This is a genomic window from Methylophaga sp., from assembly GCF_048266885.1.
Lineage (GTDB): Bacteria > Pseudomonadota > Gammaproteobacteria > Nitrosococcales > Methylophagaceae > Methylophaga.
In genome coordinates, this window is the sequence record NZ_JBLWYR010000008.1 from 32,109 (window position 1) to 52,702 (window position 20,594).

The 20,594-nt window shown below is 43.7% G+C and carries 22 protein-coding genes; 19 read left to right on the top strand and 3 right to left on the bottom strand.

Annotated features, from left to right (window positions below):
• Window positions 1-111 precede the first annotated feature (111 nt).
• From ACN0V2_RS05390 to ACN0V2_RS05430, 9 genes are all read left to right on the top strand, one after another.
• Entirely contained in the window at window positions 112-1,479 is a 1,368-nt protein-coding gene (locus ACN0V2_RS05390; RefSeq protein WP_417549768.1) for an OprO/OprP family phosphate-selective porin, read from the top strand.
• A gap of 29 nt (window positions 1,480-1,508) precedes the next feature.
• Window positions 1,509-2,522 (top strand): sulfate ABC transporter substrate-binding protein, encoded by a 1,014-nt coding sequence (locus ACN0V2_RS05395; protein WP_417549769.1) that lies wholly within the window; start codon window positions 1,509-1,511, stop codon window positions 2,520-2,522.
• 60 nt (window positions 2,523-2,582) lie between these two features.
• Window positions 2,583-2,807 carry a TOBE domain-containing protein gene (locus ACN0V2_RS05400; RefSeq protein WP_417549770.1) on the top strand — a complete coding sequence of 75 codons (225 nt, stop codon included), beginning with the start codon at window positions 2,583-2,585 and terminating at the stop codon, window positions 2,805-2,807.
• A gap of 24 nt (window positions 2,808-2,831) precedes the next feature.
• Window positions 2,832-3,518, top strand: coding sequence for an RBBP9/YdeN family alpha/beta hydrolase (locus tag ACN0V2_RS05405; protein WP_417549772.1), 687 nt, complete (start codon window positions 2,832-2,834; stop codon window positions 3,516-3,518).
• Window positions 3,519-3,547: 29 nt separating this feature from the next.
• Window positions 3,548-4,180 (top strand): peroxiredoxin, encoded by a 633-nt coding sequence (locus tag ACN0V2_RS05410; RefSeq protein ID WP_292413197.1) that lies wholly within the window; start codon window positions 3,548-3,550, stop codon window positions 4,178-4,180.
• 387 nt (window positions 4,181-4,567) lie between these two features.
• The gene (gene cysT, locus ACN0V2_RS05415) at window positions 4,568-5,407 is read left to right on the top strand and encodes a sulfate ABC transporter permease subunit CysT (protein ID WP_417549773.1); all 840 of its coding nucleotides are present in this window, start codon (window positions 4,568-4,570) and stop codon (window positions 5,405-5,407) included.
• A complete protein-coding gene (gene cysW / locus ACN0V2_RS05420; RefSeq protein ID WP_417549774.1) occupies window positions 5,408-6,304 on the top strand; it encodes a sulfate ABC transporter permease subunit CysW in 897 nt (298 codons plus the stop codon). It abuts the gene before it with no gap.
• An 18-nt stretch (window positions 6,305-6,322) separates the two neighbouring features.
• The gene (locus ACN0V2_RS05425) at window positions 6,323-7,414 is read left to right on the top strand and encodes a sulfate/molybdate ABC transporter ATP-binding protein (RefSeq protein ID WP_417549775.1); all 1,092 of its coding nucleotides are present in this window, start codon (window positions 6,323-6,325) and stop codon (window positions 7,412-7,414) included.
• Window positions 7,411-8,331, top strand: a complete 921-nt coding sequence (locus tag ACN0V2_RS05430; protein WP_417549776.1) for a CysB family HTH-type transcriptional regulator — start codon at window positions 7,411-7,413, stop codon at window positions 8,329-8,331. Before ACN0V2_RS05425 ends, ACN0V2_RS05430 begins: the two co-directional genes overlap by 4 nt.
• A 16-nt stretch (window positions 8,332-8,347) precedes the next feature.
• Here ACN0V2_RS05430 and ACN0V2_RS05435 read toward each other — a convergent pair whose 3' ends face one another.
• From ACN0V2_RS05435 to ACN0V2_RS05445, 3 genes are all read right to left on the bottom strand, one after another.
• Window positions 8,348-8,878, bottom strand: coding sequence for a lipocalin family protein (locus ACN0V2_RS05435; protein WP_417549778.1), 531 nt, complete (start codon window positions 8,876-8,878; stop codon window positions 8,348-8,350).
• 87 nt (window positions 8,879-8,965) lie between these two features.
• A complete protein-coding gene (locus ACN0V2_RS05440; protein WP_417549779.1) occupies window positions 8,966-9,775 on the bottom strand; it encodes an ion transporter in 810 nt (269 codons plus the stop codon).
• Window positions 9,776-9,865: 90 nt separating this feature from the next.
• Entirely contained in the window at window positions 9,866-10,348 is a 483-nt protein-coding gene (locus ACN0V2_RS05445; protein WP_417549780.1) for an Arc family DNA-binding protein, read from the bottom strand.
• Between the two features lie 191 nt (window positions 10,349-10,539).
• Between ACN0V2_RS05445 and ACN0V2_RS05450 the strand changes: the two genes are divergently transcribed.
• From ACN0V2_RS05450 to ACN0V2_RS05495, 10 genes are all read left to right on the top strand, one after another.
• A complete protein-coding gene (locus ACN0V2_RS05450) occupies window positions 10,540-12,597 on the top strand; it encodes an EAL and GGDEF domain-containing protein (RefSeq protein ID WP_417549781.1) in 2,058 nt (685 codons plus the stop codon).
• A gap of 87 nt (window positions 12,598-12,684) precedes the next feature.
• Entirely contained in the window at window positions 12,685-13,065 is a 381-nt protein-coding gene (locus ACN0V2_RS05455) for a MerC domain-containing protein (protein WP_417549782.1), read from the top strand.
• The gene (locus ACN0V2_RS05460; RefSeq protein ID WP_417549783.1) at window positions 13,058-13,468 is read left to right on the top strand and encodes a TraR/DksA C4-type zinc finger protein; all 411 of its coding nucleotides are present in this window, start codon (window positions 13,058-13,060) and stop codon (window positions 13,466-13,468) included. The genes ACN0V2_RS05455 and ACN0V2_RS05460 overlap by 8 nt, the downstream gene beginning before the upstream one ends.
• Window positions 13,449-14,660 (top strand): zinc metallochaperone GTPase ZigA, encoded by a 1,212-nt coding sequence (gene zigA, locus ACN0V2_RS05465; RefSeq protein WP_417549784.1) that lies wholly within the window; start codon window positions 13,449-13,451, stop codon window positions 14,658-14,660. Before ACN0V2_RS05460 ends, zigA begins: the two co-directional genes overlap by 20 nt.
• Before the next feature lies 1 nt (window position 14,661).
• The gene (locus ACN0V2_RS05470) at window positions 14,662-15,324 is read left to right on the top strand and encodes a DUF1826 domain-containing protein (RefSeq protein ID WP_417549785.1); all 663 of its coding nucleotides are present in this window, start codon (window positions 14,662-14,664) and stop codon (window positions 15,322-15,324) included.
• Between the two features lie 17 nt (window positions 15,325-15,341).
• On the top strand, window positions 15,342-15,887 hold the full coding sequence (locus ACN0V2_RS05475) for a DUF2796 domain-containing protein (protein ID WP_417549786.1): 546 nt from the start codon (window positions 15,342-15,344) through the stop codon (window positions 15,885-15,887).
• Window positions 15,887-16,351: a Fur family transcriptional regulator gene (locus ACN0V2_RS05480; protein ID WP_417549787.1), complete on the top strand. Its 465-nt coding sequence runs from the start codon at window positions 15,887-15,889 to the stop codon at window positions 16,349-16,351. Before ACN0V2_RS05475 ends, ACN0V2_RS05480 begins: the two co-directional genes overlap by 1 nt.
• 119 nt (window positions 16,352-16,470) lie before the next feature.
• The gene (locus tag ACN0V2_RS05485) at window positions 16,471-17,172 is read left to right on the top strand and encodes an ABC transporter ATP-binding protein (protein WP_417549788.1); all 702 of its coding nucleotides are present in this window, start codon (window positions 16,471-16,473) and stop codon (window positions 17,170-17,172) included.
• 9 nt (window positions 17,173-17,181) lie between these two features.
• Window positions 17,182-19,173: a TonB-dependent receptor gene (locus tag ACN0V2_RS05490; RefSeq protein WP_417549789.1), complete on the top strand. Its 1,992-nt coding sequence runs from the start codon at window positions 17,182-17,184 to the stop codon at window positions 19,171-19,173.
• Window positions 19,174-19,175: 2 nt separating this feature from the next.
• Window positions 19,176-20,594, top strand: a complete 1,419-nt coding sequence (locus ACN0V2_RS05495; protein WP_417549790.1) for an ABC transporter permease — start codon at window positions 19,176-19,178, stop codon at window positions 20,592-20,594.

The following is a 20,594-nucleotide window of genomic DNA, read 5'->3' on the forward strand; positions in this document are numbered from 1 at the left end:
TTTTATTTACTTAACATATCAGTGAATAACCAATCCATTTTTTATTGGTTCGCATTATAAAGGCGCTTTTCTACTATCTCCCTGCACTTAACACAACCAGGAGATAGCACGGTGTCATTCAAACTCAAACCTATAACACAGAATCTAATTTTAGCTGGATTAATCAGTACATTTCCGCTTGGCGTTCTCGCTGCTGATACTGAAGCCGAAGCACGCATTCAGAAACTGGAACAACAAGTAAACCAACTGATCGAGAAACTGGCTGCGCAAAGCGCGCAAATAAATCAACACCAAGAAGACATTCAACAGACTAAGTCGGTGACTAAAGGGGCTGTTATTGCTAAAAGCAATGGCCGAAGCTTGTCATTTGAATCAGCTGACGGAGCATTTAAAACGCAAGTAGGTGGACGATTACAAATCGATGCAGCATCCCATAATGAAGATGAAATTGCTTTAGGGGATGGCACAGAATTTCGTCGTGCTTTCCTGGATATTCGCGGCAATGTTTATGAAAACTGGAACTACCGTTTTCAATATGATTTTGCTCGCCCCAAAGGTACTGGAGAAAATGCTTCTGGCGCGCGGGGGATCCGCGACGCTTACATCCAATATACGGGACTCACCCCAGCGATTACCCTGGGTCAATTCAAACAACCGTTTGGGTTAGAGCATCTCATCAGCAGTTTACACACCACCTTTATCGAACGCGCATTAACCAACGTCTTTAATCCGGATCGAGCGATTGGACTTGGTCTGAGTCATGGTGGTCATAACTGGAGCGCCTCAGCAGGCGCCTTTGGTGAAAAGTCAGAAGTCGATCCAGATGAAGAAGTTAACGAAGGTTGGGGACTGGTTGCTAGGGGCACCTTTAACCCGATTATTGAGAAAAATAAACTAATTCATCTCGGTGCAGCTGTTCTGCATCGCAATCCTGAAGATGGCCAGTTACGTTTCCGTGAGCGTCCAGAAGCCAACATCAGCGGTGTCCGGCTGATTGATACCGGTGTTTTAGCAGATGTCGATGATTTCCAGCAATACGGCTTGGAAGCGGGAGCCGTGTTTGGGCCTCTGTCAGTACAAAGTGAGTATATCAATACACGCGTACAGCGTGCTTCAGCTTCAACGGACCTGGACTTTAATGCCTGGTATGTCTATGCCAGCTATTTCCTGACAGGTGAGTCTCGCGGTTACAAAGCTAACACCGGCACATTTGATCGGGTGAAACCGAATTCAACAGTGGGTCATGGCGGTATCGGCGCCTGGGAACTTGGTATTCGCTACAGCTCAGCTGATCTTAACGATGGCAGTTTTATCGGCGGCGAACAGGACAACCTGACCTTTGGGGTGAACTGGTATACCACCGACAATATCCGCCTCTCAGCTAACTACATAAAAGTACTTGATGTAGACCGTCCTGGTAATCCAGCCGACGGCGAAAAACCAGATATCGCTTTAGTACGTGCACAAATTGATTTTTAAACAACCAATTTGAATTTTGGAGAACAACAATGAAACTGAAAACCTTAATTAAAACCTTGCCGTTCGCTATCAGCATTGCGGTGTTTTCTGGCGGTTCACTGGCGAAAGATATTGAACTATTAAATGTCTCTTATGACCCGACGCGAGAGCTATATCAGGAGTTCAATCCGTTATTTGCCAAACACTGGAAACAGCTGACAGGCGATAACGTCAAGATTAGCCAATCCCATGGCGGTGCTGCTAAACAGGCAAGAGCGGTTATTGATGGCCTTGCTGCGGATGTTGTTACCTTGGCGTTAGCCTATGACATTGATGCCATAGGTGAACATACCGGAAAACTTCCCGCTGACTGGCAAACCCGTCTGCCAAATAATAGTTCACCTTACACGTCTACTATTGTGTTTTTGGTTCGTGCTGGTAACCCCAAAAATATAAACGACTGGGAAGATCTGATTAAGTCAGACGTGTCCGTAATAACACCAAACCCTAAAACATCAGGCGGTGCTCGCTGGAATTATTTAGCGGCTTGGGGTTTTGCTGAAGCGAAATATGGCAGTGCTGAAAAAGCAGAAGAATTTGTTAATAAACTCTTTAAGAACGTTCCCGTTTTGGACTCCGGTGCTCGCGGGTCAACCAACACTTTTGTCCAGCGTGGAATTGGTGATGTGTTTATCTCATGGGAAAACGAAGCTTTTTTAGCCATTAACGAATTAGGCAAAGATCAGTTTGAAATCATTGTTCCTTCGGTTTCTATCCTTGCCGAGCCGCCAGTGACCGTCGTTGATGGCAATGCTGAAAAAAACGATACACAAGAAGTTGCCAAGGCTTATCTGGAATATTTGTACTCGCCGGTTGGTCAGGCGTTGGCAGCTAAACACTATTATCGTCCAGTTGCACCAGAGCATGCAGATCCACAGGATATTGCACGTTTTCCGCAAGTAAAAACCTTCACCATTGATGAAGCGTTTGGTGGTTGGCAAAACGCCCAGAAAACACACTTTAATGACGGTGGCGTTTTCGACCGAATTTATTCCGGTCAATAGTACATAACTATTTCGGCCTGAATGGTTCAGGCCGAATTTTTAAAAACAAAGGAAAAAATCATGACAATCAAAGCAATAAATAGTCGAAATCAGTTTAAAGGCATTATCAAGCGAATAAAACGCGGTGATGTGGTCAGTGAAGTTGAAGTGGATACTGGTGTTGGAATCATTACCTCCGTAGTGACAACCAGCTCACTTGACGACTTGGGACTTAAAGCAGGATTTGAAGTCATTGCCTTATTCAAATCGACGGAAGTTGCACTGGCCAGTTTTAGCAAAATATAAAAAGTAAGGCCAAGGAGAAAACCAATGAAGACTAAAGTCTTAACTGTGCCGGGCTTCAATGGCAGTGATGAAAATCACTGGCAAACATGGCTGGAACAGCAATTTCCAGACAGCGAGCGCTTAACCGGCGTTAATTGGGAATCGCCGCGAATTTATCCATGGGCAGAAGCGCTGGAGAAGCAGCTTGATATGATGCCGGAACAAGCGATTTTAGTCGCTCACAGTTTTGGTTGCTTGGTGAGTGCATTGATAGCTTCCTGGCGTCCTGAAAAGGTGGCAGGCGTTATTTTAGTGGCACCAGCCGCTCCACAGCGTTTTTCGCATTATGGGCCGATTAAAGAGAGCCAAAAGAATTTACAAACCATAGCAGGCGTATTACCTGACCAACGTCTAAACACGTTAGGGGTATTGGTAGCCAGTAAAAATGACCCATGGATGTCAGTTGTTCAGGCTGATCAACTGAGTCGTGATTGGGGATTGGCATTTTACAATGCAGGAAACGCCGGACATATAAATAGTGAGTCCGGTTATGGTGCATGGCCGTTAATTAAAGACTTTGTTTCAGCCATGCTGGAAGCTATTGAACCCTTACCAGGTGATGAGGTCTTTCAATTAAGTAGCTGGAACAGCTCTCGTAAACGTCTCATACCTAAAACATATTCAACAATTGCTTTAACAACGCAGCAAAGTGCATTTTTACAATACGCCTGATATGCAGGCTTGAATAATGGAGAATTAACATGTCAATTCGATTGGGTGATGAAGCCCCTGACTTTGAACAAGATTCAACAGAAGGGCATATTCGTTTTCATCAGTGGCTGGGAAACAGCTGGGGCGTGTTATTTTCACACCCAGCTGATTTTACCCCAGTGTGTACAACAGAGCTTGGTTTGACCGCCAAGTTAAAAGCCGAGTTTGACTCAAGAAATGTCAAGGCGTTGGCATTATCTGTTGATCCCGTGGATAAGCATCACCAATGGATTGACGATATCAACGACACGCAAAATACCACGGTGAATTTTCCAATATTGGCCGATGCCGATCGCAAAGTGTCTGAGCTTTACGACATGATTCATCCCAATGCCAGCGCGACACTCACAGTACGATCTTTATTTATTATCGATCCGCAGAAAAAGGTCAGATTAATCATTACCTATCCCGCCAGTACCGGACGGAATTTTAATGAAGTGTTGCGAGTAATTGATTCGCTTCAATTAACCGATAATGAAAAAGTAGCGACGCCAGGTAATTGGCTACCGGGCGACCGGGTGGTGATTGTGCCATCTCTGCAAGATGAAGCAGAACTTGCCAGTCGTTTCCCTCAGGGATATGAAGCTGTGCGACCTTACTTGCGTTTTACAAAGTTAAAGTGATCTAACCTAGCTACAATGAGCTCTTTCATTTTTGGTATCAGCCAGTAGTTCTATCGGACTACTGGCTTTTTATTATCTAAAACCATAACCATGGCGCAGCACAAATTGTTTCAGTTGCTAAAAGAGATATTTAAAGACAAAACATTAACTTTTTTAACTGCTAAAAAAGCGATTGCTTTATCTAAGCTATTGTAATTTAACATTAATAAATCTAATCCAGTGCCATGCATAAGCTTTGCATATTTTGTTATTTCTCAGCCTAAAACTACCTCTCTACACTTTGCGAACATTGTTTTGACAAGGAATAAACATGTTACGCAACACCTTGCTACAGGCTAGGCACATCATCGATAACGGTTCATTGAACCGTGATGAGGGGAATGACTGATGACCTCAATAAAATCATTTTCCGTTTTACCCGGTTTCGGTTTATCGATGGGATTCACCTTGGTGTACCTGTCGCTTATTGTGCTGATTCCATTAAGTGCCGTGTTCATTTTTACCAGCCAATTAACTTGGACAGAGTTCTGGGCAATAGTCAGTGCGCCCCGAGTTGTGGCCTCTTACAAACTGTCATTCGGCGCTTCATTAGCCGCTGCTGCCATTAATGCCGTTTTCGGTTTGATGTTGGCCTGGGTGTTAGTACGTTACTCGTTTGCGGGTAAGAAAATTGTCGATGCTTTAGTCGATTTACCCTTCGCCTTGCCCACAGCGGTAGCAGGTATTGCGTTAACGGCTTTGTATGCTCCAAATGGTTGGTTAGGCCAGTTTATTCAGGGAACCTTAGGCATAAAAGTGGCCTTTGCGCCGTTAGGTGTGCTGGTGGCTTTGGTGTTTATCGGTTTGCCGTTTGTAGTCCGAACAGTGCAACCAGTGCTTCAGGATCTGGAAACCGAATTGGAAGAAGCGGCATCCAGTCTGGGGGCTAATCGCTGGCAAACATTTCGTTATGTGCTGATGCCGATTTTGTTACCAGCGTTAATGACCGGTTTTGCATTGGCCTTTGCCCGTGCGGTAGGTGAATACGGTTCAGTAATTTTTATTGCCGGCAATATTCCGATGGTTTCAGAAATCACCCCGCTGATGATCATTACTAAATTAGAGCAGTACGACTACGCCGGAGCAACGGCCATTGCGGCAGTGATGTTGGTGGTGTCCTTTGTGATGTTGCTGATTATTAATGCGTTGCAGGCGTGGGCTGGTAAGCGAACCGGGAGAGATCGATAAATGAATAATTCTGTTGTGAATAAACCGTTGAGCAATTTTGCTTGGGTGTCAGCAACCAAATATGAAAGAAATGTCGCTACACAAGAATCTAAGTGGATAAAAATCAGTGTGATCAGTATTGCTCTGACATTTTTCGCCTTATTTTTAGTTATGCCTTTGGTGGCTGTGTTTACCGAAGCTTTACGCAAGGGATTTCAAGTTTACTGGTTGGCGTTAAGCGATTCAGATGCCTTATATGCGGTTAGATTGACCTTATTGACGGCACTGATTGCTGTGCCATTAAATCTGGTGTTTGGTGTGGCGGCCGCATGGGCAATTGCCAAGTTTGAATTCAAAGGTAAGCAGTTGTTGATTACCTTTATCGATCTGCCGTTTTCCGTTTCGCCGGTCATCGTCGGTCTGGTTTATGTATTGGTATTCGGCGTGAATGGCTGGTTTGGTGAATGGTTGGTGGCTAACGATATCAAGATCATTTTTGCGGTTCCAGGCATTGTTCTCGCCACCATATTTGTAACGTTCCCGTTTGTTGCTTGTGAATTGATTCCATTGATGCAGGCACAAGGTAAAGAGGAAGAGGAGGCTGCTGTTGTTTTAGGTGCTGGTGGCTGGCAAACCTTCTGGTATGTGACATTACCGAATATCAAATGGGGTTTGTTGTATGGCGTGATTCTGTGTAATGCCAGGGCAATGGGCGAATTTGGCGCGGTATCCGTTGTATCCGGTCATATCCGTGGCCAGACCAATACGATGCCGTTACACGTGGAAATTCTTTATAACGAATATAACTTCGCGGCGGCGTTTGCCGTAGCGTCCTTGCTGGCCTTACTGTCTCTAGTCACGCTGGTATTAAAGACCTGGGTGGAGCACTGCGCTGAAACCAATGCTTCGGCACATTAATTAAATGAGATCACGAAAATGAGTATAGAAGTTAAAAATTTACACAAACAATTTGGCAGTTTTACAGCACTTGAGGATATTTCGTTGAATTTTGCATCTGGTGAACTGGTTGCGCTTTTGGGGCCATCGGGTTGCGGTAAAACGACATTACTCAGAATTATTGCCGGTCTTGAACAGGCGGATTCGGGGTCAGTTATTCTGGAGGGTGAAAATGCCTCACAAACCCATGTTCGAGAACGGCAAGTGGGTTTTGTGTTCCAGCATTATGCGTTGTTCAAGCACATGACCGTATTTGATAACGTTGCGTTTGGTTTACGGATGAAACCTCGTAAATCCAGACCCAGTGAAAAAGTGATTGCTGAAAAAGTCCATCGTTTACTTGAACTGGTGCAACTGGATTGGTTGGCTGATCGTTTTCCATCACAATTATCGGGTGGTCAACGACAACGAATTGCATTGGCAAGAGCATTAGCCGTTGAGCCACGGGTTTTATTGTTGGATGAGCCGTTCGGTGCATTGGATGCCAAAGTGCGTAAAGAGTTACGTCGTTGGTTGCGTAAATTGCATGATGAGTTACACATCACCTCAATTTTTGTGACCCACGATCAGGAGGAGGCACTGGAAGTAGCTGATAGAGTGGTGTTGATGGATCACGGAAAAGTTGAGCAAGTTGGCACACCTGATGAGGTGTATAACCATCCGGAAACGCCTTTTGTGTATGGCTTTTTAGGTTCGGTCAATCTGTTTCACGGCCGGGTAGACGATGGACATCTACATGTCGGTGATGATGTGCTGCATGACCAAGGTGAAAATTACGTGCCCGGTTCAGAAGTTTACGCTTTCGCACGACCGCATGAATTGGATATAGTCGTCGATACACAACAAGTCAGTGGATTATCTGCCAAGGTGAATCGAGTTTTGTCGTTTGGTCTTAATTCACGGGTGGAGTTGGATGGTATCAATAGTGCTCACGGCCAGCATTTTGAGGTGGAATTAAGTCCACAACGGGTCCATGAATTATCATTATCACAAGGCCAGATTGTTAAGTTAGTGCCTTCGAAATTAAAGCTGTTTCAACGAGATAGCGTACATAAGGATCACCACGCTTGAACTTTCAACAATTAAGAATTATCCGTGAAACGGTTCGACGCAATTTCAACCTGACAGAGGTGGCCAATCATTTGTTCACCTCACAGTCAGGGGTGTCGAAACACATTAAAGACCTCGAAGATGAGCTGGGGGTTGAGCTTTATATCCGTAAAGGCAAACGCTTAACCGGACTGACCGAACCAGGCAAAGAAATGTTGCAGATTGTAGAACGCATGTTACTCGATGCCAACAATATCAAACGGCTGGCTGAGCATTACAGCCAGCAAGACACCGGCAAACTAACCATTGCGACAACCCATACTCAGGCGAGATATGTGTTGCCAGAAGTGATCACCCAATTTAAGCAACGCTATCCCAAAGTACACTTAAAACTGCATCAAGGCAGCCCGGATGAGATTGTGAAAATGATGATAGAGGGCGAGGCGGATATCGGTATTGCCACCGAAGCCTTGGGCAATATTCCTGAGCTGGTCAGCTTTGCTTATTATCATTGGCAACATGCGTTAGTGGTGCCAAATGGTCATTACCTGACTCAGCTGGACAAGCTCACGCTGTCCGACATCGCTGAATTTCCGATCGTTACCTATCATGAAGGGTTTACTGGTCGGGCAACCATTGATAGAGCATTTCTCAATGAAAATATCGATGCCGATATTGTCATGTCAGCGCTCGATGCGGATGTGATTAAATCTTATGTTGAGTTGGGACTCGGAGTTGGTATCGTCGCCGCTATGGCCTATGATGCGGAGCGTGATGTTCGATTATCGCTGTTGGATACCACGCATTTATTTGACGAAAACATTACTAAAATTGCCATCAGAAAAGGCCATTATATGCGCCAGTTCGCTTATGACTTTATCCAATTGTGCGCTCCGGATCTGCATGAAGAAGATGTTATTGCGGCGATTACTCAATAAAACACACGATGGCCCGTTAATCGGGCCATTGCTGAGGTACTTTTTGAATTTCTGAAATGTCATAACCCTGCTCAGCGAGCAGTTGCAGCATTTTCAAGTAATCTTGTTCGGATATCTGTGGGGTTCTTGCCATTATCCATACGTAATCACGTTTTTCCCGGCCGACAATAGTCTGCGTGTAATCTTCGTTTAAATAGACGATTCGATAATCGGCTTTGATGGGCCAGATAAACTGCATGCCCCATACGGCATTTGATTCCGTATCTGTTACAAAACCCTTAGGATGATATTGTTTTTGCTCACCATCGAAACTGCCTTTGTTAAAGGTAAATGTGGTGGCAATGGTGCCATCATCATTTAACTCATACGATTCGACAGCGTTATGGGCACCTTTTTCAATAAAGGTGGGAATATTGGCAATAACATACCAGTCGCCCATAAAACGATCGATATCAACATAATTTTCCGTGCGAATCGGTTGTGACATTGACTGACATCCTGCTAATAGCGTGATAAACAGCAACAGAGATAATTTACGACCAGACATCGACATCCCTCCTGAAAGAAATGTCGATGATGGTGGGGTTGATGTGAACCGGATGTGAAGATCTAAGTGGTATGGCAGCCGATGAGATCAGGCTTTGGTTTTAATAAGCTGTTTGAGTTCTTCGATTTGTGCTGACAAATCCTCAATGGTCATATCGTATTTATGGGCTTCTTCACGTTCTTCAGCGCGTTCCTGTTCCATGACATTGACTACGATACCAATAAGCATATTCAGAAAGGCAAAGGTATTGAGGAAGATAAAGATCAGATAGAAAATCCAACTAAAAGGATAGATCTCCATCGTTTCATACATAACATCTGTCCAATCCTCGAATGTCATTACCCGAAACAATGTCAACATGGAAACCGCAATATCACCCCATAAAAACTCATTTACATCAGCAAACAACGTGGTGCCGATGGCCGCAAAAATATAGACAATGATAAACATCATCAATGCTACGTAGCCAAGTTGCGGTAATGCTTTGAGTAGAGAATTCAGCAGATGGCGTAATTCTGGAATCACTGAGACCATCCGTAATACACGGAAGATGCGAATCAACCGCGCGACGTAAGCGAGTTCACTATCATTAACCGGTATAAGACTTATCGTAACAATAAGCGTATCGAATACGTTCCAGCCACTTTTAAAGAAATCACGTTTATTCGGTTCGGCCAAAAAACGCACACTGATTTCAATCACAAAAAAGACTGTAATGGCATAATCCAACCAATCGACTAACCGTAAGATCTGGCCCGGGATTTCATAGGTTTTTACCCCAGTCACCATGGCCGAAAACAAAATAACACTGACCACGACAATTTCGAATAAACGATTATGTCGTAAGCGTTCTAGCTTATTTTGAAAAGAGTGCGGTGAAGAATCATAAGTTTGCATAAAAAACGTGGCCATTGACTAGATCAAGCCGCGATCATAGTCAGAATTTACAACAGGTCAATGACGTTTACATTTACAGCAAAAATTTGTTTAGTCGTGATCAGTAAGATTGTTGATAAGCGTCAGGATAACCTTTCGGTTTGTCTCACTCAGTCCACGGAATAAATCCAATAAAATTTGTTCAGATTCAGTAATGGTAAGAGGCACCGTAAGGTAATCTTCCGTTCTTTTTTTAGCGGTGACCGTCTGGTGTTGATACTTTTTGTAGTGGTGGGCCAGACGCATGACGATTTCCATATTCAGACTGATGCCATGTAGCAGGCTAAAATCGCGCAAGTGTGATTTTAAATCGTCGGGAATGCGTAAGCCAAACGCTTCTGAATTGATATAGGTGGGATGTTTCTTTATGAATTCCCGAACGGCCGCTTTTCCGAAGCGATGGGTCAGACTGTTTTGTAATAAAAACAAGGCCTCACTGGTCGTGCTCCGATTGTGCTGTTTTGCTTCGAAACGTAGCCAAGACATTAGCTCAGCAGGCAGTCGAAGGCTAAAAGGTCCTTTTCTCTCGCTCATCTATATAAGAGTGTAAACAGTTGTTATTGACATAGTTAGTTACCATCTGTAGTTTCATTACCACTGGTATCTATACCGAGGTAATTGGTTAGGCTTAGTGTGACTCAGTACACGTGAACCCTTAGTGAAAGGGGCTGAACAGCTGACGGAACGTATTGCTAAAGATCAACGTTAAGGACAAGGCACGTAGTGTGAGAAACACATTATTAGAAAATGCTTTCAAGTTCGCACACGAAGGTATTGTCATCACGGATGAAAATCAGAAAATTGTTGATATCAATGATGCGATACAACAGATTACTGGTTACTCACGTACTGATCTTATCGGCAGCAATCCCCAAATACTTAGTGCTGAAAGCCAAAATAAAATTTTAAATCAAACTATTTGGCAGTCTTTGCAACGCAACGGTTTCTGGCAAGGTGAAGTTTCAAATAAACGTAAAGACGGTTCCCACTATATTGCGCGTATGAGTGTGAAACGTATTAATGCTCTCGGCAAAGTGTTTTATCTTGCTCATCTCAGTGATATATCTGCCGATAGAAAATATCGTGCCATTCTTTCTGATCTCATCCTTAACCGAAACTCACATCAAATTCTTAATAAAAATCGATTGGAAAACGAATTCAGTCGAATGAGTTCTATTGCCGATATCAATAATGAAAAACTGATCGTGGCCTTTATGGATCTCGATGAGTTCAAGACGATTAATGACATTCACGGCAAAGTCGCTGCAGACAACTTATTAGACCAAGTTCCACACCGCGTACGAAGTGTGTTATCGGAAACCGACAGTATTGTGCGTTACGGTGGTGATGAGTTCGTTTTAATCATTGGAGGTATTCACAATCACGCCATTGCTTCCGAGACCATTCAGAGAGTGTTGGCAGCCATTGCTCATCCATTTATCGTGAATGATGTTCCGATGATGATTACAGCTTCAGTTGGCTATACCCTCTACCCGGAGGATAAAGGCAGCCTTGATCGATTAATTCGTCATGCTGATCAATGCATGTACAAGGCCAAGCTTGATGGCAAATCCACAGTCTTTGCTTATGACCCTGATGAGGAAGTTCAGATTACCGAACGCAACCAGCAATTACGGGAGATAGCCACAGCGATAAATGAAGATCAATTTGTTTTATATTTTCAACCGAAAGTGACATTAAGTACTGGCCACATTTTCGGCTTTGAAGCGTTGATTCGCTGGCAACATCCGCAAAAAGGCTTGCTGTCCCCGGATAAATTTATTGACCAGGTTTATGATACAGAGCTGGAAGTGAGTCTTGGCCAATGGGTCATTCGCCAAGCATTAAACCAACTCGCACAATGGCAGCAAGCCGGATATGACTATCAGTTAAGCATCAATCTGACGGCTTATCATTTATCGACCAGTGATTTCTTTGATTGGCTCAAACTGCAGATTAAACAGTTTCCCAAATTGGATACCCGTCGATTTCAGATTGAGATTTTGGAAAGTAATCGTTTAAGTGATCTGAGCCTGATAAGTAACGTGGTGGAATTTTGTAAATCTGAGTTTGGTATAACGACGGCATTGGATGATTTTGGTACAGGCTATTCATCACTCACCCATATTCGGGTGTTGCCTGTTGATGTAGTGAAGGTTGATCAAAGTTTTGTGCGTAGGATGCTGACAGAACCAGAAGACTGCAAAATCGTGGAGGGCGTTATCGCACTTGCTCAATCATTTAATATTCAAGTGATTGCTGAAGGTGTGGAATCTATTGCTCACGGTGAAGTGTTATTAGCGATGGGCTGCAATCAGGCGCAAGGCTATGCATTAGCCAAACCATTACCGGCTAAACAACTTATTGAATTTTTAGATGCTTATCAGCCATTTAGCCAATGGTGCGCACAGTCGGGTCTATTAAAAAATCACAAACAAGCAAGATTAAGTTTATTTTATTTCTATCTAAAATATTGGATGCATCAGCTTCAGGAACGCCTGTTTGCTGAACCAGACATTAAAACCGAATGGCCAATTACGCAATTATCAGATTCGCATTGCGGGATTTGGCTGGAAAAAGCCCGTTATCACCATTATTTGGATAATGCGACGCTTGACCAAATCAGCCAATTCCATCAGCTTATTTTTCAGTCTGGTAATGATTTACTCGCTAATTATTTGGCGGGAGATATTCACGCCAGTCGAGCAGTTTATAAGGCCCAAGAAGCCACCTTTCAATCCACCCTCACCGAACTACAAAGCTTAATCGAACGCATGTCTTAATCGTTGATTAAGTCCAAGGTTTTAATAAACCTTGACATAAAGTGCCTACACTGAAATGATATGATATATCATAATTTGGAGGTCAAGATGAAAGACGAAATAGCCGTAGCATGTTCAGGTGCTTGCATGATCCACTGTTTATTAACTCCGATTGTGATTGGCTTTGGTGCCGCAGGACTGCTAGGTGAATGGTTGGCTTCTGAGTGGATACACAAATTAATGCTCGTTCCAGTGGTGTTATTAGCTCTGTTGAGTCTGCCTAGTGCATACAAAAAACATAAAAAATATTGGCCTTTATTGTTGGGAAGCTTGGGTGTGTTAACCATGGTCTGCGCATTATTGGGGCCTGAGTCGATGGAAACCTGGATAACCATTAGCGGCGGCATATTGTTGATTACAGCGCATCTATGGAATCGCAATTTAGCACTACAGTTGTTGCCAACCCAAAGAGGACAAGTTAATGGATGAAGAGGCTTTATTAGCCGCTCCCGAAGCAGACTATATGAATAATGAGCAACTGGCATTTTTTGACCTTCGGCTACAGCAACTTCGAACAGAAACTCTGGACGAAATCACCGCAATAAAAAACCAAATGTTAGGTAACAGCCAGGTCAGTGATGTATTGGATAGGGCGCAACAGGAGGAAGAATCGCAGATTGCGTTACGGATTGCCGATAGAAAACGTCAGTTGATTCCGAAAATTGATGCGGCACGGCAACGGATTCGCAATGGCGAATACGGTTATTGCCTGCAAACCGGAGAGCCAATCGGTATTGCCCGCTTATTAATCAGGCCCACCGCTGAATATTGCACGGATGCCAAAACAATTAATGAATTAAGAGAAGGTTTATATGAACACAAATATCGATAACCGATTGCCTGTGACAGTTTTATCAGGTTTTTTGGGCGCCGGTAAAACCACCGTGTTGAATCATATTCTGAATAACCGCGAAGGTCGCAAAGTCGCCGTTATTGTCAATGATATGAGCGAAATCAACATTGATGCTCAACAAATCCAGCAGGATGTGCAACTAAACCGTGCAGAAGAAAAGCTGGTTGAAATGAGTAATGGCTGCATCTGTTGTACGTTACGTGAGGATCTGTTGATTGAAGTGCGTCAACTTGCTGCAGAGCAGCGTTTTGACTATCTGGTGATTGAATCTACCGGCATATCTGAACCGCTACCGATTGCTGAAACCTTTACTTTTGCCGATGAAGATGGGGAAAGTCTGTCACAGATTGCCCGTTTAGATACCATGGTCACGGTGGTTGATGCGGTGAATTTTCTGCGTGATTTTAATGAAGCTAAGCATCTGCAGGAGACTGGAGAAAGTTTAGGTGAGGATGACCAGCGCAGCGTGGCCGATTTGCTGGTGGACCAAGTCGAGTTTTGTGATGTGATTTTAATTAGCAAAACCGATTTATGCACTGCAGAACAGTTAACTGAACTCACCGGAATTTTAAAAAGCCTAAATACTGAGGCAGAGATCATTTCGATAGAAAATGGTCAGATCCCGTTAGATAAAGTATTGGGAACGCAGAAATTTAGTTTTGAAAAAGCCGAGCAGGCAGCGGGTTGGCTAAAAGAAATGCGTGGTGAACATATTCCAGAGACTGAGGAATACGGCATCAGCAGTTTTACCTATGTCGCCAGACGTCCTTTTCATCCACAGAAATTCTTTGAGTTTCTGCATCAAGACTGGCCCTGCGGTAAGTTGATTCGCTCAAAAGGTTATTTCTGGTTAGCCAGCCGTCCGCAATTTGCTGGACAGTGGAATCAGGCCGGTGGGATTGCTCGTTATGGTTTTGCTGGCATGTTCTGGAAAGCGATTCCTGAAAATCGTTGGCCACAAGATGCCGAAAGTCTGCAGACCATTAAAGAAAATTGGCAGGAACCCTTCGGCGATATGCGACAGGAGCTGGTTTTTATTGGACAGAACTTAAATCCACAAGCAGTGGCAGCCCAACTTGATGAGTGTCTGTTAAGTGATAATGAGTTGCTAGCAGGCAAGCAGCTATGGGAATCATTACCCGACCCATTTCCGGCTTGGGATGCGGCTTAAGATGAATCAGAGTGCATTAGCAATAACACCACCAGTAGAGCATGCGTGTAAAGCTGATTCACCTTTAGTGATGACCGCTATTTATCAGCCACACATTAACTTAGTGGTCTGGCAACGGGGATTGACTGATACATTAAATAGATACATCCATGACTTAACTCAAGGACTCAATGCGCTACAATTACGTACGGTTATTGCGCCAACCGACGTGAGTGATTGGCTTGCTGAGTTATTACCTGAACATCCTCAGCGATATTTATTTATTGAAGATGTTGTGCAGTTAGTTGAAATGTATGCAGATTTGTTTGATTTAAACGTCGTTGGCTTGCGCCTCAGCTTGATAAACGAGACTATGTGCCCCAGGTTTCATACCGATCATTTAGCCTGTCGGTTGGTAACAACTTATCACGGGCAAGGCAGTGAATGGTTACAAGAAGAAAATGTAGATCGTTCAAAACTTGGAACTGGCGCAAAGGGATTGCCAGATCATTTGTCAGGGATATACCGGCATCATCAGAATATTCAACAGCTTCAGCAAGCAGATGTGGGTTTATTGAAAGGCGATGGTTGGATTGATAGTCAAGTGAGTGGCATCGTACATCGTTCGCCGCATATTCATAAAAATGAGAAACGATTATTGTTAACCTTAGATTTTGCCGAGTGATTGGGAGTTCGCCATACATGCGATTTACAGCTTATTTAATTTCCATGGCAATTGGCATTGCCCTGATGACAATGGTCAATGCTCACGCAGAAAACGATCATGAGCATGAAGGACATCGTCATCATGGAGCGCATGTTCATGGCATGGCGACGTTGGACTTGGTGATGGATGGCCAGGAGCTGATGATGCATTTGCAGTCACCTCTAATAAATTTTTTAGGCTTTGAACATGAACCGGCAACTGAACAGCAAAAAGCCAGTTATCAAGATATGTTAAAACTGCTGGAACGGATGGATAGCTTGATTACTATTGAAGGCTCAACTTGTGAGGCTGAATTAATTGAAGTAGCAGATCCTTTTGCCAGTCAAGACGAAGCAGGGCATGCAGATGTCGACGTCAGTTATTTTTTACGATGTGAACAGCCGAATGAGATCACCGGATTGAAAATAAATTTATTTGATATCTACAGCAACCTTGAAACACTGCAAGTTCAGATGGTGATACCATCCGGTCAGCAGCAACTCGAACTTAATCCACAACGAACTACTCTGCGAATTAACTAATGGCGACCTTGGATATAGATAACGTTTTGCAACAAGCTGAACGCAGTTGTGTTGAGCATGGCGCGCGCTTAACCAGTAAACGCAAACACATTCTTGAGGTGTTGTTAAAGGCGGAAGCACCGCGCTCAGCCTATGAAATTGCTGAACTGTACCGTCAACAAACCGATGAAAATATTCCGGTGATGTCGGTGTATCGCATGCTGGATTTTCTGATGCAGAACAGTCTGGTGCACAAACTGGCCTCTAATAATAAATTTATTGCCTGCGCCCATATTGCTTGTTCTCATTCACATCAGACGCCACAGTTTCTGATTTGTGATAAATGCCAGCAAGTGCGGGAAATCGGTGTGGATAAACAATTGATTCATGCATTAGAAGAAAGCATTGAGCATAACCATTTTCAACTGAACAGCCCGCAACTTGAATTGCATGGGGTGTGTGAAAGTTGCCAACAACACAGTTAAATATTTTATACGGAAATTAACGTATTTTTAATCAATAAATGATGTGATATATCGTTATTATTTAATGGCAAAAGAGCGACTCATCTTCCTTTTGCTAGCTAACATATTCAGGAGAAACCATGCTGGAAGTAAACCAGTTAACCAAATCATTTGGCAATCGAATTGCCGTCGACCAGCTCAATTTCAAAATCGCTTCCGGTGAAGTTTTATGCTTATTGGGTGCTAATGGGGCGGGTAAGACAACCACGTTGAATATGTTGCTGGGCTTTACTGCACCAAGTAGTGGCAGCGCTACTTTAGATGGCGATGACCTTTATCAGCAGGCTTCCTTATGCCGACAAAAAATCATGTATGTGCCGGAAAACGTCAATCTATATCCACGGTTTGATGCGATTGAAAATATTCACTATCTGGCGGTGCTGGCCAAAATGAAATTAACCGATCAGCAAATCCATGAAGCGTTAATCAGTGCAGGGCTTAAACAGGCAGACTTTACCAAGCATCTCGCAGAATATTCCAAAGGCATGCGTCAGAAAGTGGCCATTGCCTTTGCCCTGTTAAAACATGCCAGGCTGATTTTAATGGACGAACCGACCTCTGGTCTGGATCCGGTTGCCACACAAGACTTTATTCAAGTGGTCAACACCATCAAAGCTCGGGGTGCGGCAGTATTGATCGTCACACATGATCTTTTATGCGCTCATCAATTGGCTGACCGAATTGGAATTATGAAACAAGGTCATTTAACCGATCTAATTACCACGCAATCATTAACACTGGATCAGCTAACGCAACGTTACTTTGATCAGTTTGCTGCATAGGACTTTATCGTGAAAAAAACACTTATTAGCAGCCTGATTGTGTCTGCTCTACCGTTATCTGTGGTCTTTGCCGAGACTGATAATGAACCTGCCGCCCGTATAGATCCTTTAGTGGTGCTAGGTACCCGCCCGGATTATGCCGATGAAAATCTGGCTGGTTCACAGGATATTATTTCGCGTGAAGAGTTATCCATCAGTCATGTGAATAACACCATGGAGCTTTTTACCAAAATCCCCGGTGTTTATTTTGCCCGTTACAATCAGGGCATCATTAACACTGATATCGGTATTCGGGGCTTTGCCGCTGAGGGAAGTAGCCCTCACGCTAAGCTATTAATCGATGGTATTCCATCCAATCTGCATAATGGTTACAGCGAGATGGATCAACTGTTTCCAGGTAATATCGATACGATTCAAGTCTATAAAGGTAACAGTGATCCACGTTACGGTACATTTAACGTCGCTGGTAACTACAATATTGCTACTCGCTCAGATATAGGCCGAGAAGTGGAGGTAACCCTCGGCAGTTATAACGCACGAGAGATTCAAGGGTATTGGGGAGAACAAACAGGCGCATTGCAGCACAGCTATTTTGCTGGATACCGCGAGTCGGAAGGCTACCGGGATAATTATGATATTGATAAATACAGTGTGGGTGGTCGCTGGTTTTATGACTTATCAGACGATACCTCACTCGGTTTTATTGCTCGACTCGCTGAGTATGATGCTGATGCACCGGGTTATCTGACTCAAGACGAAGCCCGTAAACATCCGACTCGTTCTGCAGCCTATGCCAGCCAGGATGGTGGTGATAAAGAAACCCAATCTTATAGCCTGCATTTTGATACCGCATTACGTGATGATCTGACCTGGTCAGCCAAAGCCTATTACAACTATTACGAACGTGAGCGTTGGGTGCGATTTAGTGAGGCTGGTTCATTAGCCAATCGATATGACGAGCAGGATCATTATGGTTTTATCTCGACCTTGTCCTGGGATATTAATGAGCAGTGGGCATTAAATTGGGGCCTGGATATTGAACGTCAAGATGTATTGGAGCAGCGTTTTGGCACCATAGGCAATGTTCGCCAGCGCGATACCAGTAATGTATCACGCAACTTTGATTATGATTTTGTCAGTCAAGGGACCTACCTGCAAATATCACATGCTCCGAATGACTTTATTGCCTGGAATGCAGCCGTTCGGGCTGATCGCATTGATGGGGATTTTAAACAGCGTAATGCTGCGGGTGAAGTCGTCAGTGATCGCGAAAGCTATGACTATGGAACGATTGTTCAACCCAAATTCAATCTATTTCTTTACCCAACTGATCAAGTCACCCTTTTTGCCAATGTTGGACGTAGTTTTCAGCATCCGGTCAGCAGTAGTGCCTATACCGATGGGGACCGCTCAGCACGAGATGTTTCGGTCAATGATGGTTGGGAAATTGGCGTCAAATGGGCACCTGTTTACAGTCTTGAATTACGGTTGTCTTATTGGGAACAGAAAGCCAAGGATGAGTTTGTATTGGTGGATGGACTGGCACAAAATGTGGGGAAAACCTTACGTCAGGGGGCTGATATTGGCATTAATTGGATGGCGACTGACAGACTGACGCTGTGGAGCAATTTCAGTACAGTAGATTCTGAGATTCAAAGCCCAGGCAGTGATAACGGTAATGAATTACGTAGCATTCCATCTTATACCGCTTCGACCGGTATCAGCTATCTGTTCACCCCGGCATTAACTGCACGTTTACATTACGATGCTCAAGGCTCGTCTTATATTAACGAAGCCAATAGCGGTGGCAAGTTTGGCAAATACAACCTGGTGAATGCCAGCATGGACTATGCAACCAGCTGGGGAAATATTAACTTCCAGGTCAATAACTTGTTCAACGAATATTATGAATATGTCTACGACAACGGTGGCGTTGATGGGGTGATTTATTCACCGGGGGATGGTGTTAATGCCAGTGTTTCAGTTGCTTATAAGTTTTAATCATGATGCAGACAATAATTGAAATTGCTCGTCATGAGCTAATCACCCAATGGCGCAGTCAGACCTTGAAAATTTTGCTGCCGCTGTTATTGATATTAACGTCATTAATTGCGTTTTCGCACTGGCAACAGCAACAGGATTTTATTGAAGCACAAACCATTTGGCAGCAACAGAATGATGCCAAATGGGAAGCTCAACCAGACCGTCATCCTCATCGTGCTGCACATTATGGCAAGATGGTTTTTCGTATCATTTCACCGCTGAGCTTCATTGATAGTGGAGTGAACCCATTTGTGGGGAACACGTTGTTTCTGGAAGCACATCGGCAAAACAGCAGCAGCTTTAAACAATATGTCAGCAGCACGGCCTATATGGGTCTAGGCTATTTATCAGGGGCGACGATTATTCTGGTGATCTGGCCTTTGGTGTTGATTGCTTTGGCATTTAATAGTGTCAGTGGTGAGCGTGTACAGGGCACATTACGGCAATTGGTCTCGCAAGGTATCACTGTAAAACAACTGCTATTTGGAAAAACACTGGCTTACAGCCTGATATCGCTGATATTTCTGTTAGTGATTTTTGTTATTGCAACAGGCTTTATGCTGCAAACGCATGTTCATGGCAGTGATGTATTACGAATGGGTTTGATGTTTGTTTTGTATTTGTTTTACTGCCTATTGTGGACCATCACAGTGGTGCTGTTCTCTAACTGGTGTCGCACCAATCAGCAAAGCTTGTCTGCATTATTGTTGCTCTGGCTGCTCACAGTGATTGTTATGCCTAAAATGGCTTACAGCTTAGCTGATATGCAGTATCCAATGCCGGATCGTGCGGTGTTCGATATTCAGACAGCACAAGAAATTGCCAAAGTTGGTAATTCACATGACCCCGATGATCCTTACTTTAACGAGTTTCGTGAACGGGTATTGGCAGAATACGGCGTTTCACGAGTTGAAGATTTACCAGTGAATTGGCGCGGCGTGTTGATGCAGGAAGGCGAGCGAATTACCAGTGAAGTGTTTGGCAAACAATATGAAAAACTGATGCAACTTGCTGAACAACAAAATCAACTGGTCAGCCATGTAGCATGGTTCTCACCTTATTTATTAGCCAATAATTTGTCATCCATTTTCGCGGCGACCAATGCTGAGAGTTTTTTGCATTATGAAAATGCCGCTGAACAGTATCGTTTCAGTCTCATTAAACAACTCAATACATTACATGCAGAAGAAATCGAGCTTGAGGATGATCGGGCTCAAAAAGTCTCTCATGAACATTGGACAAATTTAGGACAATTTGACTATCACGAGCCCACATTACAAGACGAGAGCAGACGAATATATCCGCCATTGTTGATATTGCTTTTTTGGTTGGTTTTCGGTGTGTTTTTATTGAGCCGCAGTCGTAATGAGGTCGATTAA

What these genes read in the sequence shown, in the direction of transcription:
- ACN0V2_RS05455 (WP_417549782.1), top strand. Translation starts at nt 12,685, where the DNA reads ATGAAAGACGAAATAGCCGTAGCATGTTCAGGTGCTTGCATGATCCAC.
- ACN0V2_RS05440 (WP_417549779.1), bottom strand. Translation starts at nt 9,775, where the DNA reads ATGCAAACTTATGATTCTTCACCGCACTCTTTTCAAAATAAGCTAGAA.
- ACN0V2_RS05475 (WP_417549786.1), top strand. Translation starts at nt 15,342, where the DNA reads ATGCGATTTACAGCTTATTTAATTTCCATGGCAATTGGCATTGCCCTG.
- ACN0V2_RS05405 (WP_417549772.1), top strand. Translation starts at nt 2,832, where the DNA reads ATGAAGACTAAAGTCTTAACTGTGCCGGGCTTCAATGGCAGTGATGAA.
- ACN0V2_RS05480 (WP_417549787.1), top strand. Translation starts at nt 15,887, where the DNA reads ATGGCGACCTTGGATATAGATAACGTTTTGCAACAAGCTGAACGCAGT.
- ACN0V2_RS05425 (WP_417549775.1), top strand. Translation starts at nt 6,323, where the DNA reads ATGAGTATAGAAGTTAAAAATTTACACAAACAATTTGGCAGTTTTACA.
- ACN0V2_RS05400 (WP_417549770.1), top strand. Translation starts at nt 2,583, where the DNA reads ATGACAATCAAAGCAATAAATAGTCGAAATCAGTTTAAAGGCATTATC.
- cysW (WP_417549774.1), top strand. Translation starts at nt 5,408, where the DNA reads ATGAATAATTCTGTTGTGAATAAACCGTTGAGCAATTTTGCTTGGGTG.
- ACN0V2_RS05395 (WP_417549769.1), top strand. Translation starts at nt 1,509, where the DNA reads ATGAAACTGAAAACCTTAATTAAAACCTTGCCGTTCGCTATCAGCATT.
- ACN0V2_RS05445 (WP_417549780.1), bottom strand. Translation starts at nt 10,348, where the DNA reads ATGAGCGAGAGAAAAGGACCTTTTAGCCTTCGACTGCCTGCTGAGCTA.
- ACN0V2_RS05460 (WP_417549783.1), top strand. Translation starts at nt 13,058, where the DNA reads ATGGATGAAGAGGCTTTATTAGCCGCTCCCGAAGCAGACTATATGAAT.
- ACN0V2_RS05470 (WP_417549785.1), top strand. Translation starts at nt 14,662, where the DNA reads ATGAATCAGAGTGCATTAGCAATAACACCACCAGTAGAGCATGCGTGT.
- ACN0V2_RS05485 (WP_417549788.1), top strand. Translation starts at nt 16,471, where the DNA reads ATGCTGGAAGTAAACCAGTTAACCAAATCATTTGGCAATCGAATTGCC.
- zigA (WP_417549784.1), top strand. Translation starts at nt 13,449, where the DNA reads ATGAACACAAATATCGATAACCGATTGCCTGTGACAGTTTTATCAGGT.
- cysT (WP_417549773.1), top strand. Translation starts at nt 4,568, where the DNA reads ATGACCTCAATAAAATCATTTTCCGTTTTACCCGGTTTCGGTTTATCG.
- ACN0V2_RS05435 (WP_417549778.1), bottom strand. Translation starts at nt 8,878, where the DNA reads ATGTCTGGTCGTAAATTATCTCTGTTGCTGTTTATCACGCTATTAGCA.
- ACN0V2_RS05495 (WP_417549790.1), top strand. Translation starts at nt 19,176, where the DNA reads ATGATGCAGACAATAATTGAAATTGCTCGTCATGAGCTAATCACCCAA.
- ACN0V2_RS05410 (WP_292413197.1), top strand. Translation starts at nt 3,548, where the DNA reads ATGTCAATTCGATTGGGTGATGAAGCCCCTGACTTTGAACAAGATTCA.